We start from the raw sequence: 13,040 nt of genomic DNA, 5'->3' as shown, positions 1-13,040 counted from the left end.
TCAGACTGCCCAGGTGGAACCGTGTTCTGGAACGAGCGCGCGCCAACCCAGTTCGTGCTCGATGCGCTGGCGCAGCGCGTCGGAGGCGCCCGGGTCGCCGTGTGTGATGAAGACGCGGTGTGGCGCGTGTGGTGAAGCGCGCAGCCAGGCCATGAGCTGGCCGGCGTCGGCGTGGGCCGAGGCGGACTGCAGCTGCACGACCTCGGCGCGCACCGGCACGTCCTGCCCGTGGATGCGGATGGCCTTGTTGCCGCGGGACAGCGAGTCGCCGCGCGTGCCGGGGGCCTGGTAGCCGGTGAGCACCACCATGTTGCGGTGGTGGCCCAGGTACAGCGCGAGGTGGTGCAGCACGCGACCGCCCGTGGCCATGCCGCTGGCGGCCAGGATGATCTTGGGGCCGTGCTGCTGCGCGATGGCCTTGGACTCGTCGACGCTGCGCACCATCTTCGCCACGCGCTCCATGTCGCGGCACTGGGCGGCGTTCAGGCGGTGCTCGCCCAGGTGGCGGTCGTACAGGTCGGTGGTGTGCACGGCCATCGGGCTGTCGAGGTAAATCGGCAGGCTGTGCGGCAGCACGCCGTTGGCCTTGAGCAGGGCGATGGCGTGCAGGATCTCCTGCGCACGGCCCACGGCGAACACCGGCAGCACCGCGGTGCCGCCACGCGCAGCCACGCGCTGCAGGGCCGGGCCGAGTTCGGCCAGCACGTCCTCATCGGGGTGCTCGCGGTCGCCGTAGGTGGATTCGATCACCACCGCGTCGGCGGCGGGCGGTGGTTCGGGTGGCAGCATCAGCATGTCGTCGGGCCGGCCCAGGTCGCCCGAGAACACGATCTTCCTGCCGCCCACCTCCAGCAGCAGGCTGGCCGCGCCGAGGATGTGGCCGGCGCGGGTGAAGCGGGCGGTCCAGCCGCGCAGGGGCTCGAAGGCCCGGTCCATGGGTACGGTGTGCAGCAGCTTGAGCGAAGCCAGCGCATCGGCTTCCGTGTAGAGCGGCAGCGCGGGCGCGTGTTTGCTGAAGCCCTTGCGGTTCGCGAAGGCCGCGTCTTCTTCCTGGATGTGGCCGCTGTCGGGCAGCAGGATCTGCGCGAGGTCGCGCGTGGCGGGCGTGCACCAGACCTTGCCGTGGAAACCTTCCTTGGCCAGCAGCGGCAGGTAGCCGCTGTGGTCCAGGTGGGCGTGGGTCAGCAGCACGGCGCCGATGTGGTTGGGCAGCACCGGCAGCGGGTCGCGGTTGCGCAGGCGCAGCTGCTTGTAGCCCTGGAACAGCCCGCAGTCGACCAGCAGGCTCTCGCCATTGAACTCGACCAGGTACTTGGAGCCGGTGACGGTGCCGGCGGCGCCGAGGAAGCGGATGTGGACGTTCATGCGGGCATGGTACCCCGCGGGCCGCGGCCCGCAAGCAGCTTGGCCGACGGACACCGCACCTGGGTTGTTAGTTGATTTGGTAATAAACAACTGAGAACGTATTCGTTCCAGTTTTGACGACCGGCTTTCATGATCCGCTCCGTTGACCACCCTTTCGGAGCAAAACCATGAGCACCCGCCGCCACTTCACCACCACCCTGATCGCCGCCGCCGCGCTCACCGCCGCCAGCGGCACCGCGCTGGCCCAGCCCGCCCCCGTGACCCTGCTCAACGTGTCCTACGACCCGACGCGCGAGCTCTACGTTGAGGTCAACGCCGCCTTCGCCAAGGCCTGGAAGGCCAAGACCGGACAGGACGTGACCATCAAGCAGAGCCATGGCGGCTCGGGCAAGCAGGCCCGCTCGATCATCGACGGCCTGGACGCCGACGTCGCCACCCTGGCCCTGGCCGGCGACACCGACGCGCTGCACACCAACGGCGGCTGGATTCCTAAGGACTGGCAGAAGCGCCTGCCGCAGAACAGCACGCCCTACGCCTCCACCATCATCCTGGCCGTGCGCCAGGGCAACCCCAAGGGCATCAAGGACTGGGACGACCTGGTGCGCCCGGACGTGAAGGTCATCACCCCCAACCCCAAGACCTCGGGCGGCGCCCGCTGGAACTACCTGGCCGCCTGGGAATTCGCCAAGCGCAAGTTCGGCAGCGACGCCAAGGCCAAGGAATTCGTGGCCAGGCTGTACGGCAACGTCCCGGTGCTCGACACCGGCGCACGCGGCTCCACCATCACCTTTGCCCAGCGCAACCAGGGTGATGTGCTGATTGCGTGGGAGAACGAGGCCTACCTGCTGGAGAAGGAGTTCAACACCAAGTTCGACGTGGTCTACCCCTCGCTGTCCATCCTGGCCGAGCCGGCGGTGACCGTGGTCGACAAGAACGTGGACAAGAAAGGCACGCGCGCCGTGGCCACCGCCTACCTGGAGTACCTGTACTCCGAAGAAGGCCAGGACATCATCGGCAAGCACTTCTACCGCCCGGTCATCTCGGCCAAGGCGCAGGCCAAGTACAGCAAGCAGTTCCCCAAGCTCAATCTGTTCAGGATCGACGAGGCCTTTGGCGGCTGGGAGAAAGCGGCCAAGGAGCATTTCGCCGACGGCGCTTCGTTCGACCAGATCTACACCAAGAAGTAAGGCGCCCTCCGGTTCGCTGTCACTCACCCCAGGGAGTCCTTCATGTCCGTCCTGCTGATCGCCGGCAGTCCCACCGAACACTCGCGCTCTGCCACGCTGCTGGGCGGCGTGGAGCAGCGCCTGCACGCCGCCGTCGACGACCGGCGGCTGCGTGTCGACCGCCTGCACATCCGCGACCTTTCGCCGCAGGCGCTGCTGCTGGCCGACTGGGGGCACCCCAGCGTCGTCCGCGCCATCGAACAGGTGGCCAACGCCCGCGCGCTGGTGATCGCCACGCCGGTCTACAAGGCCGCGTACAGCGGCGTGCTCAAGGTCTTTCTGGACCTGCTGCCGCAAAGCGCATTCAAGGGCAAGGCGGTGCTGCCGCTGGCCACCGGAGGCAGCCCGCACCACATGCTGGCGCTCGACTACGCGCTGCGGCCGGTGCTGCAGTCGCTGGGGGCGCGCCACATCCTGCCGGGTGTGTACGCCTCCGACAGCCAGATCCCGAAGGACGAAGACGGCGAGTACCTCATCGAAGGTGACATCGCCCAGCGACTGGACGACGCCACGCACCTCCTGCTGCACGAGGGGCTGCGCCTCCCGCCCGCCGCCATGGTCCGGCCGGTGCCGTTTGCCCAGGCGCTCTACAGCGTCTGAACCATTTTTTCAAAGGAGCTTCTGTCATGTCCATTCAAGCCATCAACGTCCGCAACCAGTTCCGCGGCAAGGTCAAGGAAATCATCAAAGGCGACGTCGTGTCCGAGGTCGATGTCGAAACGCCCTGGGGTGTCGTGACCTCGGTCATCACCACCCGCTCGGTGGTCGACCTCGGGCTGGCCGTGGGGTCCGACGTGGTCGCGCTGGTGAAGTCCACCGAGGTGTCCATCGCCAAGGTCTGAGGGTGAACTTTCAACAGCTGCGCTCGGTCCGGGAGGCCGAGCGCTGCGGCTTCAACCTCACCGAAGTCGCTGCGGTGCTGCACACCTCGCAGCCCGGCGTGAGCCGGCAGGTGCGCGAGCTGGAGGAGGAACTGGGTGTCGAGCTGTTCGTGCGTTCGGGCAAGCGGCTGCTCGGGCTCACCTCGGCCGGCCAGGCCCTGCTGCCCATCATCCAGCGCGTGTTGCTGGACGCCGAAAGCCTGCGCCGCGCCGGCCAGGAGCTGCAGGGCCGCGACGAGGGCCGGCTGTCGATCGCGGCCACCCACTCGCAGGCGCGCTACGCGCTGCCGCACGTGGTGCGCGACTTCCGCCGGCGCTACCCGCGCGTCACGCTGCACCTGCACCAGGGCTCGCCCAAACAGGTGGCCGAGATGCTGCTCTCGGGCGATGCCGACATCGGCGTGGCCACCGAGGCGCTGGCCGGCTACGCGCCGCTGGTGACGCTGCCGTGCTACCGCTGGAGCCACAGCATCGTCGTGCCGCCGGGGCATCCGCTGCTCGCGCTGGGGCGTCCGGTGACGCTGCTGGATCTGGTGGCCCATCCCATCATCACCTACGAGGTGGGCTACACCGGCCGTTCGCACATCGACGATGCGTTTGCAGCCGAGGGTCTGCGGCCTGATGTGGTACTCACCGCCATGGATGCCGACGTGATCAAGACCTACGTGGAGCTGGAGATGGGGGTGGGCATCGTGGCCTCGATCGCCTTCGACGAAGAGCGCGACGCGCACCTGCACGCCATTGACGCCGGCCATCTGTTCCAGATCAACCTGACGCGCCTGGGCCTGCGCCGCAACCACTGGCTGCCGGGTTTCGCCTACGGTTTCATCGAAACCTTCGTGCCCACGCTCACGCGCGAGGCGGTGATGGCGGCACAGGAAAGCGCCTGAGCTTTCCAAAAAGAAGCGGAGCCCGCCAGTTGGCGGGACCCCGCTTCAACCCCACGAACCATTCTTCAGGCGGCCTTCGGTTGCCGTTCGGCCCAGCGGCCCGCCGGCCGTGCCAACCCCAGGTTCTCGCGCAGTGTCGTGCCTTCGTAGGCGGTGCGGAACAGGCCGCGGCGCTGCAGTTCGGGCACCACCAGATCGACGAACTCGTTCAGGCTCTGCGGCAGCACCGGCGGCATGACGTTGAAACCGTCGGCCGCGCCGTTCTCGAACCACTCCTGGATGTGGTCGGCGATCTGCGCCGGCGTGCCCACCACCACCCAGTGGCCGCGCGCGCCGGCCAGGTACTCGTAGAGCTGGCGCACGGTGTAGCGCTCGCGCCGCGCCAGCTCCAGCACCACGTGGGCGCGGCTGTGCACGCCCTTGGGCGGCTGTGGAATGTACGGCGGGCGTGCGTCCAGGTCCCACTTGCTCAGGTCTTCACCCGGCCAGAACGGCGCCAGCGTGGCCAGGCCCACGCTGGGGTGGATCAGCGCCTGCAGCTCGGCCCACTTGGCCTGCGCCTCTTCCTCGGTGCGGCCGATCACGGGGGAGATGCCCGGCAGCACCAGCAGTTGTTCGGGCCGGCGGCCGTATTTGGCCAGGCGCCCCTTCACATCCTTGTAGAAGGCCTGCGCTTCGGCCAGGCTGGTCCAGGCGGTGAAGATGGCTTCGGCGGTGGCGGCGGCCAGCTCCTTGCCGTCTTCCGACGAGCCGGCCTGCACGATCACCGGATGGCCCTGCGGCGGGCGCTCGATGTTCAGCGGTCCCTTCACCTTGAGGTGCTTGCCGATGTGGTTGAGCGCGTGCAGCTTGTCGGGGTCGAAGTACACGCCGGAGGCCTTGTCGCGCACGAAGGCGTCGTCTTCGAAACTGTCCCACAGACCCTTGACCACATCGACGAACTCGTGCGCGCGCTCGTAGCGCAGGGCCGGGTCCGGGTGCGCGTCGAGGCCGAAGTTGCCGTGCACGTTTTCGGCGCTGGTGGTCACCACGTTCCAGGCCGCGCGGCCCTTGCTGATGTGGTCCAGCGAAGCGAACTTGCGCGCCAGCAGGTAGGGGTCTTCATAGGTGGTGGACGCGGTGGCGACGAAGCCGATGTGTTTCGTCACCGCCGACAGCGCGGCCCACAGCGTGACCGGCTCGAAGTGCGACAGGCGCCCCTGGCGGCTGAACGACTCGCGGTCGCCCTGGTGCCAGATGCCGGGGCTGTCCGCCACGAAGACCTGGTCGAAGAGGCCGCGCTCGGCCGTCTGCGCCAGTTCGATGTAGTGGTCGATGTTCACGCCCGCATCGGCCTGCGCGTCGGGGTGGCGCCAGGCCGCGATGTGGTGGCCGGTGGCCATGATGAACGCGCCGAGGCGGAGCTTTCGTTGGGGTGGCCGTTGCTCTTGGGTCATGTCGGGTTCCTCCTTGTGGGGCGATCAGAAGGTCTGGTCTGCCGTGATCGTGATGCGGTGCAGCTTGCGGTGCTGCGGGAAGAAATCGCCCACCGCGTAGTGCTGGGTCGAGCGGTTGTCCCACACGGCCAGGGTGCCGGGTGCCCAGCGCAGGCGCGCCTGGAACTCGGGTACGCGGGCCAGTTCGAACAGCTGCGTCAGCAGCGCGTCGCTGTCCGCGCGCGACAGGCCCTTGATGTGGCTGGTGAAGGTGCTGTTGACGTACAGGATCTTCTTGCCGGTGACCGGGTGCACGCGCACCACCGGGTGTTCCACCGGCGGGTACTTGGCGCGTGCGGCCTTGAGTTCTTCGCCGCTGGCGTCCTTGCGCAGCAGGTACTCGGTCCAGCCGCTGATCTCCCAGGTGTGCACGGCGGTCAGCGTTTCCAGGTAGGCCTGGAAGGCGGGCGGCAGGCTGTCGTAGGCCTTGGTCAGGCTGGCCCACAGCGTGTCGCCGCCGGTGGCCGGAATCACCTGCGCGTACAGGCTGGTGCCCAGCGGCGGCTGTTCGCGCCAGGTGATGTCGGCGTGCCAGTTGCTGGCGGCCTTGGGCTTGTCGGCCGTGCTCTCGACGATCTCGATCTCGGGGTGCGATTCGAGGCGAGGGAAGAAGGCCTTGACCTCGGCCACGCCACCGAAGGTGCGCGTGAACGCCACGTGCTGTTCGGGCGTGAGGTCCTGGTCGCGGAAGAAGATGACCTCGTGGCGGGCGAGCGCGTCGCGCAGCTCGGCCTGGGTGGCTTCGTCCAGCGGCTGGCGCAGGTCCAGGCCGTGGATCACGGCGCCGATGTTCGGGGTGTAGGGCTCGACCTTGAAGCGCGAGTAGGTGCCGGGCAGATCGTTGAGCTGGGACATGGGAACTCCTTGGAATGGGTGTTGTGCCGGACGGTGCGGAATGCGGCGTCCTTTTTTCAGGCTAGGCCTGGCGTGTCACCCCGTGAACGAAGGGATTCGCATATGCATGCGCGGCAAACACGGGGTTCTTATGCGGTGCGGCGATGAGCTCATGACCGCAACAACACCGCGTTTGGATATCCGTTTTCATTCGTTCCGCGAGCAAGGCTTCGTCCGTAGATTTCGGTCGGTCCACAGCAACCGATTCAACCGGAGGAACCATGAATCCACGCCAACGCCTGGGCCTGCTCGCACTGGCCTTCACCCTGTCCACCACGGGCCTCGCGCAGGCCCAGTCCACGCCCGAACCGCTGAAAGTCATCCGCATCGGTGTGGCCACCGGCGGCGTGGGCAGCAACCCCATCCGGCACGGCGGCACCACCACCGCGCTGGCCTACACCGACGGCGCGTTTGAAGAGGCGTTCCGTCAGGACGGCGTCGAGATCAAGTGGGTGTTCTTCAAGGGCGCCGGACCGGCTGTCAACGAGGCCCTGGTCAACAAACAGCTGGACTTCGCCTGGCAGGGCGACCTGCCGGCCATCGTGGCGCGCGCCAACGGTGTGAAGACCAAGCTGATCGCCGGCAGCGGCGTGCGCACCGGCCTGTACCTCGCGGTACAGCCCGATTCGGGTATCACCAGACTCGAGGACCTCAAGGGCAAGCGCGTGGCGCTGTTCAAGGGCACCAACTTGCACCTGGCCGCGTCCGCCGCGCTGGCCGCGCACGGCCTGAAGGAGAGCGACCTCAAGCTCATCAACCTGGACCTGGCCGGTGGCCGCACCGCGTTGCTCAACAAGGACGTGGACGCCATCTTCGACTACGTGGGCGCCTTCGACCTGCGCGACAAGGGACAGGCGAAGATCGTGTGGTCCGCCGCGGCCGACAACTACAAGTACACCCGCCAGACCCACCTGCTGGTGACCGAGGACTTCGCCGCGAAACACCCGCAGGCCGTGCAGCGCATCGTCACTGCGCTGGTCAAGGTGGCGCACCGCTACTCGAACGAAGCGAACCGTGCCGACCTGTTCGAGCGCTGGGGCAAGACGGAATATCCGGAAAAGATCTGGCGCGAGGACTTCATCGGCCAGCCGCTGCGCGTGCGCCTCTCGCCGCTGCTCGACCCCTTCCTGGTCTCGCGCTACAAGGAAGCCGCCAAGGACGCGCAAGCACTCAAGCTCACGCGCAGCGTGCCCGAGATCGACAGCTGGTTCGACCGCCGCTACCTGAACGTGGCGCTCAAGGAACTCAAGCTGGAGACCTACTGGCCGGTCTACGGACCCGACGGCCAGTTGGCGAATTGACGCCGCGTCTTGAGTGGAGAGCATCACCATGTCTTCTTCCCTTGGCGTGACCGCGCCACTGCCGTCGCCGGTGCCTGCAAATGACGTGCGACAGGCCCAGTCCTGGCGCTGGCACCCGCCGCTGCAATGGCTCTGGGCCTGGCCGTTCCCGCTGGCGGTGCTGCTGCTGTGGCACCTGTCGTCGGTGCTGGGCTGGGCGCCCGAGCAGGTGCTGCCGCCGCCGGCCCAGGTGGCCCGGACCTTTGCCGACATGCTGGCCAGCGGCGAGATCTGGAGCAACCTCACGATCAGCCTGGTGCGCGTGTTCACCGGCTTCGGCATCGGCCTGCTGGCCGGGCTGGTGCTGGGGTCGGTCATGGGGCTGTCGTCCACCGCACGCGACTACCTGTACCCGCTGTTCAAGGCCTTCGCCCAGGTGCCCGTCATCGGCTGGTTGCCGCTGCTGATGCTGCTGGTCGGCATCGACGAGGCGCTGAAGTTCCTGCTGATCGCCAAGGCCACCCTGGTGCCGGTCACGCTCAACACCTGCCAGGGCATCCAGGGCGTGCCCCACCGCCTCGTCGAGGTGGCCCGCGTCTATGGCTTCACGCGCTGGCAACTGCTGACCCGCGTGGTGTTCCCGGCCGCCACGGCGCCGATCTGGAACGGCGTGCGCTACGGCCTCACCCACGCCTGGCTGGCCCTGGTGGTGGTGGAACTGCTGGCCTCGTCCGAGGGCATCGGCTTCCTGATCGTCTACGGCCGACAGCTGTTCCAGCTCGACGTGGTGCTGGCCTCGGTGCTGGCGGTGGGCATCGTGGGCTTGGCCATCGACAAGCTGCTGTCGCTGGCCGAGGCCTGGCTGCTGCGCTGGCGCAAGCCTGGTCTGTGAACAAGGAGACCGACATGTCGCGAACACGTTCTCTGGCCATCGTGCCGCCGGCCCTGCGTGGCTGGGTGCTGCCTGCGCTGATCCTGCTGTTCTGGTGGTGGGCCGTGACCTCGGGCTGGTCGACTTCGCCACTCCTGGTCTCGCCCGGCGCGGTGTGGGACCGCGCGGTGCAGCAACTCACCAGTGGAGACCTCCGGACCGCGCTGTCCGCCAGCCTCTGGCGCAACGCCCGGGGCTTTCTGTTCGGCGCCAGCGCGGGGCTGGCCTTCGGCGTGCTGCTGGGCTGGTCGCGCTGGGCCGAGCGCCTGGTCGGTCCGTCCTTCCACACGCTCAAGCAGATTTCGCTGTTCGCCTGGATTCCGATGCTCTCGATGTGGTTCGGCCTGGGCGATGGCGCCAAGGTCGCCTTCATCGCCATGGCGGCCTTCTTCCCCATGGTGCTCAACACCTTCGAGGGCCTGCGCAGCATGCCGCGCGAATTCATCGAGGTGGGGCGCGTCTACGGCTTCGGCCTCTGGCAGCAGCTCACCCGCGTGATCGCGCCCTCGGCCGCGCCCTCGGTGTTCACCGGCGTGCAGCTGGCGCTGATCTACAGCTGGCTGGCCACGCTGGGCAGCGAATACCTGATGGCCTCGGGCGCGGGCATCGGCAACACCCTGATCGACGGGCGCGAGCACTTCGAGATGGACCTGGTGCTGTTCGGCGTGGTCGTGATCGGCCTGGTGGGCCACGCCCTCAACGCCCTCACGTCTGCGCTGGAACGCCGCCTGCTGGCCTGGCGCGACCGCACCGTCGCGCGTTACTGAACAAGAAGGAGAAACACCCATGGCACACGCCGGCACCCTGGACATCCGGGGCCTGAACAAGCGGTACGAGGTGAAGGGACAGCCCCTGCCCGTGCTGCAGGACATCCACCTCACCATCGAACCGGGCGAATTCGTCAGCATCGTGGGCACCAGCGGCTGCGGCAAGTCCACGCTGCTGCGCCTGGTCATCGGCCTGGAAGAGGACTACCAGGGCGAGATCCTGCTCGATGGCGCGCGCATCAAAGGCACGAACCTCAACCGCGGCATCGTGTTCCAGGAGCACCGCCTGTTTCCCTGGCTGACGGTGGAAAAGAACATCGCGCTGGGGCTGCTCAACTCGGACCTGACCGAAGGCCAGCGGCGCGCCACCATCCGCGAGCACATCGAACTGGTGGGCCTCAGCGGCTTCGAGAAGGCCTACCCGCACCAGCTCTCGGGCGGCATGTCGCAGCGCGTGGCGATTGCCCGCGCGCTGGTGAACCGGCCCGACATCCTGCTGCTGGACGAACCCTTCGGCGCGCTCGATGCCATGACGCGCGCCCACCTGCAGCAGGAGCTGCACCGCATCTGGCAGACCGAGGGCATCACCATGATTCTGGTCACCCACGACGTGGAAGAGGCGGTCTACCTGGGCGACAAGGTGGTGGTGATGGAGCCGCGCCCGGGCCGCATCCGCCGCACCGTGCCGGTGCCGCTGGCGCATCCGCGCGACCGCGCGTCCTACGCCTTCACCACCGTCAAGGACAGCGTGTTGCGCGAGTTCGGCGAGCACAGCGCCGCCGACCTGGCCGAGCCCCCGCTGAAAGCCGAACGTCCCGGGCCTGGGCTGAGTGCCTGGCAGTTCGCCGTCTGACTTCTTTCCCCCACTTCGGAGTCCACCCATGAAAAACCATCTCCCGACATCCCTCCAGCGCCGGCAATTCGTGGCCGGTCTCGCCGCCGCCGGCCTGGCCACTCCGTGGCTGGCCCGCGCACAGTCTTCGCCCGCCAGGGTGGTGCGCATCGGTTCACCCGACCTGGGCACCGCCGGCAAGCCCTCGCCGGGCGGGGGCACCCTGGCCATCGTGCAGGCCAACCAATGGCTGGAAGAAGAGTTCGCCAAGGACGGCATCGAGGTGCAGTGGAACTTCTTCCGCGGCGCCGGCCCGGCGGTGGCCGAGGCGCTGGCGGCCAAACAGCTGGACATCGTCTCGCTGGGCGACCTGGCCTCGGTGATCCACAAGGCCCGCGGCTTGCCCACGCGCTTCATCGCCGCCACCGGCCGGGGCACCGACAGCTACCTGGCCACCGCGCCGGGCTCGACCATCAAGACCATCGCCGACCTGCAGGGCAAGAAGGTGAGCGTGCTCAAGGGCACGGCCTACCAGCGCCCGTTCGACAACCTGCTGGCCGCCGCCGGCCTGAGCGAGAAGGACGTCAGGCTCATCAACATGGACTGGCCCAGTTCCAAGGCGGCGGTGGTGGCGGGCCAGATCGACGCCACCTTCGGCGGGCCGGACCTGTTCATCCTGCGCGAGAAGGGCGTGAACATCCTCCCGCTCACGCGTGGCAAGGGACCGGCCTTCACCATCAATTCCGGCCTGCTGGCGACCGAGGAGTTCCTGGCCGGCCATGCGCCGGTCGCGCAGCGTGTGGTCAAGCAGCTGGTGCGCGCCTCGGCCTGGGCCTCGCAGGAGGCCAACCGCGACGCGCTCATCAAGCTCTACGCCAGCAACAGCGGCAACCCCGAACTGTCGTTCCGCGAGGAACTGGCGGGCGACCAACTGGCGGTGCGCTACTCGCCGCTGCTGGACGACGGCTTCCAGTCCAACTACCAGCTGGTGTTGAACGACGGCCTGCGCCTGGGGCTGATCCGCGGCGAGGGCTTCGACGTCAAGGCCTGGTTCCAACCCCAGTTCGTGCAGCAGGCCGTCAAGGATCTGAAACTGGAGAAGGCCTGGCGAGAGACCGACGCCAGCGGCAAGGCGAAGGGTGCGGCATGAGCGGCGCCACGAACCAGCCCAACATCGTCTTCATCCTGGCCGACGACCTGGGCTGGGCCGACCTGAGCGTCTACGGGCAGACCCACTACCAGACGCCGCACCTGGATGCGCTGGCGGCCGGCGGTGTGCGCTTCACCCAAGCCTATGCCAACTCGGCGGTGTGTTCGGCCACGCGCTTCGGCCTGATCACCGGGCGCTACCAGTACCGCCTGCGCGGCGGGCTGGAAGAGCCGTTGGTGCGCACCGCGCATCTGCACGGCCTGCCGACCGACCACCCCACGCTGCCGTCGCTGCTCCGCGATGCGGGTTACGAGACTGCGCTGATCGGCAAGTGGCACCTGGGCAACCTGCCGAACTACGGCCCGCTCAAGAGCGGCTACAACCGCTTCTTCGGCAACTACGGCGGCGCCATCGACTACTTCACCCACAAGCCGGGCGTGGGCGCGGCGGTGCCGCGCGATCTCTACGAAGGCGAGGTGCCGGTCGAGCGCGTGGGCTACTACACGCAGCTGCTGGCCGACGAGGCCTCGTCCTGGATCGGCCAGCAGAGTGAGGACAAACCGTTCTTCCTCTCGCTGCACTTCACCGCGCCGCACTGGCCCTGGGTCGGTCCGGAGGACGAACACGTCTCGCGCGACCTGACCGACATCTTCCACTACGACGGTGGCAACCTGCACACCTACGCGAAGATGGTGCGCTCGCTCGACGCCGCGGTGGGGCAGGTGGTGCAGGCGCTCAAGGCCAAGGGCATCTTCGACAACACCATCGTGGTCTTCACCAGCGACAACGGCGGTGAGCGTTTCTCCAAGACCTGGCCCTTCACCGGCCAGAAAACCGAGCTGCTCGAAGGCGGCATCCGCGTGCCGACCCTGCTGTCCTGGCCTGCGCGCCTGAAACCGCAAGTGAGCGAGCAGGTCACCATCACCATGGACTGGCTGCCCACGCTGCTGTCGGCCGCGGGCACGGCGCCGCACCCCGACCGCCCCAGCGATGGCGAGAACATCCTGCCGGTGCTGCAAGCTGAGGCGCCGGTGCACGAACGCCGCCTGTTCTGGCGCTACAAGGCGCAGCGCCAGCGCGCCGCGCGCGAGGGCCGCTTCAAGTACCTGCGCATCAACCAGAACGAGTTCCTGTTCGACGTCGAAGACGACACGCTGGAGCGCGCCAACCTCAAGGACAAACACCCCGAGGTGTTCGCGCGCCTGCGCCGGGCCTGGGAGGACTGGAATGCGCAGTTCCTGCCCATCACGGACGAGGTGTTCACGCACGGCGTGACGCCCGACATCCAGGCCGACCGCTACGCGCCCGAGCGGGACCGGCGAGGGATGTGAGGCTGGGGTGGCGCGGCG

Annotated in this window: 13 protein-coding genes; 10 read left to right on the top strand and 3 right to left on the bottom strand. The window is 68.0% G+C overall.

What is annotated here, in order from left to right; genetic code table 11:
- Entirely contained in the window at window positions 1-1,365 is a 1,365-nt protein-coding gene (locus RCO38_RS01415; protein WP_308326524.1) for an MBL fold metallo-hydrolase, read from the bottom strand.
- Between the two features lie 167 nt (window positions 1,366-1,532).
- On the opposite strand from RCO38_RS01415, the gene RCO38_RS01410 reads away from it, so the two are divergent.
- From RCO38_RS01410 to RCO38_RS01395, 4 genes are read left to right on the top strand one after another with little or no spacing between them, the layout of a single operon-like run.
- Entirely contained in the window at window positions 1,533-2,552 is a 1,020-nt protein-coding gene (locus RCO38_RS01410) for a sulfate ABC transporter substrate-binding protein (protein ID WP_308326523.1), read from the top strand.
- 42 nt (window positions 2,553-2,594) lie between these two features.
- Window positions 2,595-3,191 (top strand): NADPH-dependent FMN reductase, encoded by a 597-nt coding sequence (gene ssuE / locus RCO38_RS01405; RefSeq protein ID WP_308326522.1) that lies wholly within the window; start codon window positions 2,595-2,597, stop codon window positions 3,189-3,191.
- A gap of 26 nt (window positions 3,192-3,217) precedes the next feature.
- Window positions 3,218-3,433: a TOBE domain-containing protein gene (locus RCO38_RS01400; RefSeq protein WP_066150175.1), complete on the top strand. Its 216-nt coding sequence runs from the start codon at window positions 3,218-3,220 to the stop codon at window positions 3,431-3,433.
- 2 nt (window positions 3,434-3,435) lie between these two features.
- Window positions 3,436-4,362, top strand: coding sequence for a CysB family HTH-type transcriptional regulator (locus tag RCO38_RS01395; RefSeq protein ID WP_308326521.1), 927 nt, complete (start codon window positions 3,436-3,438; stop codon window positions 4,360-4,362).
- A gap of 65 nt (window positions 4,363-4,427) precedes the next feature.
- On the opposite strand, the gene RCO38_RS01390 is transcribed toward RCO38_RS01395, so the two are convergent.
- Window positions 4,428-5,798, bottom strand: coding sequence for an LLM class flavin-dependent oxidoreductase (locus RCO38_RS01390; protein ID WP_308326520.1), 1,371 nt, complete (start codon window positions 5,796-5,798; stop codon window positions 4,428-4,430).
- Window positions 5,799-5,822: 24 nt separating this feature from the next.
- Window positions 5,823-6,692, bottom strand: a complete 870-nt coding sequence (locus RCO38_RS01385; RefSeq protein WP_308326519.1) for a TauD/TfdA dioxygenase family protein — start codon at window positions 6,690-6,692, stop codon at window positions 5,823-5,825.
- 260 nt (window positions 6,693-6,952) lie between these two features.
- On the opposite strand from RCO38_RS01385, the gene RCO38_RS01380 reads away from it, so the two are divergent.
- Genes RCO38_RS01380 through RCO38_RS01355 form a run of 6 tightly spaced genes read left to right on the top strand, consistent with a single transcriptional unit; the run spans window position 6,953 to window position 13,022 of the window.
- Complete coding sequence (locus RCO38_RS01380; protein ID WP_308326518.1) at window positions 6,953-8,032, top strand: ABC transporter substrate-binding protein; 1,080 nt, start codon at window positions 6,953-6,955, stop codon at window positions 8,030-8,032.
- A gap of 28 nt (window positions 8,033-8,060) precedes the next feature.
- On the top strand, window positions 8,061-8,903 hold the full coding sequence (locus RCO38_RS01375; protein ID WP_308326517.1) for an ABC transporter permease: 843 nt from the start codon (window positions 8,061-8,063) through the stop codon (window positions 8,901-8,903).
- A gap of 14 nt (window positions 8,904-8,917) precedes the next feature.
- Window positions 8,918-9,709, top strand: a complete 792-nt coding sequence (locus RCO38_RS01370) for an ABC transporter permease (protein ID WP_308326516.1) — start codon at window positions 8,918-8,920, stop codon at window positions 9,707-9,709.
- A 19-nt stretch (window positions 9,710-9,728) separates the two neighbouring features.
- Complete coding sequence (locus RCO38_RS01365; protein ID WP_308326515.1) at window positions 9,729-10,562, top strand: ABC transporter ATP-binding protein; 834 nt, start codon at window positions 9,729-9,731, stop codon at window positions 10,560-10,562.
- Window positions 10,563-10,590: 28 nt separating this feature from the next.
- A complete protein-coding gene (locus tag RCO38_RS01360; protein ID WP_308326514.1) occupies window positions 10,591-11,691 on the top strand; it encodes an ABC transporter substrate-binding protein in 1,101 nt (366 codons plus the stop codon).
- Complete coding sequence (locus RCO38_RS01355) at window positions 11,688-13,022, top strand: sulfatase family protein (protein WP_308326513.1); 1,335 nt, start codon at window positions 11,688-11,690, stop codon at window positions 13,020-13,022. Before RCO38_RS01360 ends, RCO38_RS01355 begins: the two co-directional genes overlap by 4 nt.
- Window positions 13,023-13,040 lie beyond the last annotated feature (18 nt).

Source organism: Hydrogenophaga pseudoflava (assembly GCF_031020795.1).
In the GTDB taxonomy this organism is placed as follows: Bacteria; Pseudomonadota; Gammaproteobacteria; order Burkholderiales; family Burkholderiaceae_C; genus Hydrogenophaga; species Hydrogenophaga pseudoflava_A.
This window is presented reverse-complemented; position numbering and strand designations above follow the sequence as displayed.

What these genes read in the sequence shown, in the direction of transcription:
- RCO38_RS01390 (WP_308326520.1), bottom strand. Translation starts at nt 5,798, where the DNA reads ATGACCCAAGAGCAACGGCCACCCCAACGAAAGCTCCGCCTCGGCGCG.
- ssuE (WP_308326522.1), top strand. Translation starts at nt 2,595, where the DNA reads ATGTCCGTCCTGCTGATCGCCGGCAGTCCCACCGAACACTCGCGCTCT.
- RCO38_RS01380 (WP_308326518.1), top strand. Translation starts at nt 6,953, where the DNA reads ATGAATCCACGCCAACGCCTGGGCCTGCTCGCACTGGCCTTCACCCTG.
- RCO38_RS01355 (WP_308326513.1), top strand. Translation starts at nt 11,688, where the DNA reads ATGAGCGGCGCCACGAACCAGCCCAACATCGTCTTCATCCTGGCCGAC.
- RCO38_RS01385 (WP_308326519.1), bottom strand. Translation starts at nt 6,692, where the DNA reads ATGTCCCAGCTCAACGATCTGCCCGGCACCTACTCGCGCTTCAAGGTC.
- RCO38_RS01415 (WP_308326524.1), bottom strand. Translation starts at nt 1,365, where the DNA reads ATGAACGTCCACATCCGCTTCCTCGGCGCCGCCGGCACCGTCACCGGC.
- RCO38_RS01360 (WP_308326514.1), top strand. Translation starts at nt 10,591, where the DNA reads ATGAAAAACCATCTCCCGACATCCCTCCAGCGCCGGCAATTCGTGGCC.
- RCO38_RS01410 (WP_308326523.1), top strand. Translation starts at nt 1,533, where the DNA reads ATGAGCACCCGCCGCCACTTCACCACCACCCTGATCGCCGCCGCCGCG.
- RCO38_RS01365 (WP_308326515.1), top strand. Translation starts at nt 9,729, where the DNA reads ATGGCACACGCCGGCACCCTGGACATCCGGGGCCTGAACAAGCGGTAC.
- RCO38_RS01370 (WP_308326516.1), top strand. Translation starts at nt 8,918, where the DNA reads ATGTCGCGAACACGTTCTCTGGCCATCGTGCCGCCGGCCCTGCGTGGC.
- RCO38_RS01400 (WP_066150175.1), top strand. Translation starts at nt 3,218, where the DNA reads ATGTCCATTCAAGCCATCAACGTCCGCAACCAGTTCCGCGGCAAGGTC.
- RCO38_RS01375 (WP_308326517.1), top strand. Translation starts at nt 8,061, where the DNA reads ATGTCTTCTTCCCTTGGCGTGACCGCGCCACTGCCGTCGCCGGTGCCT.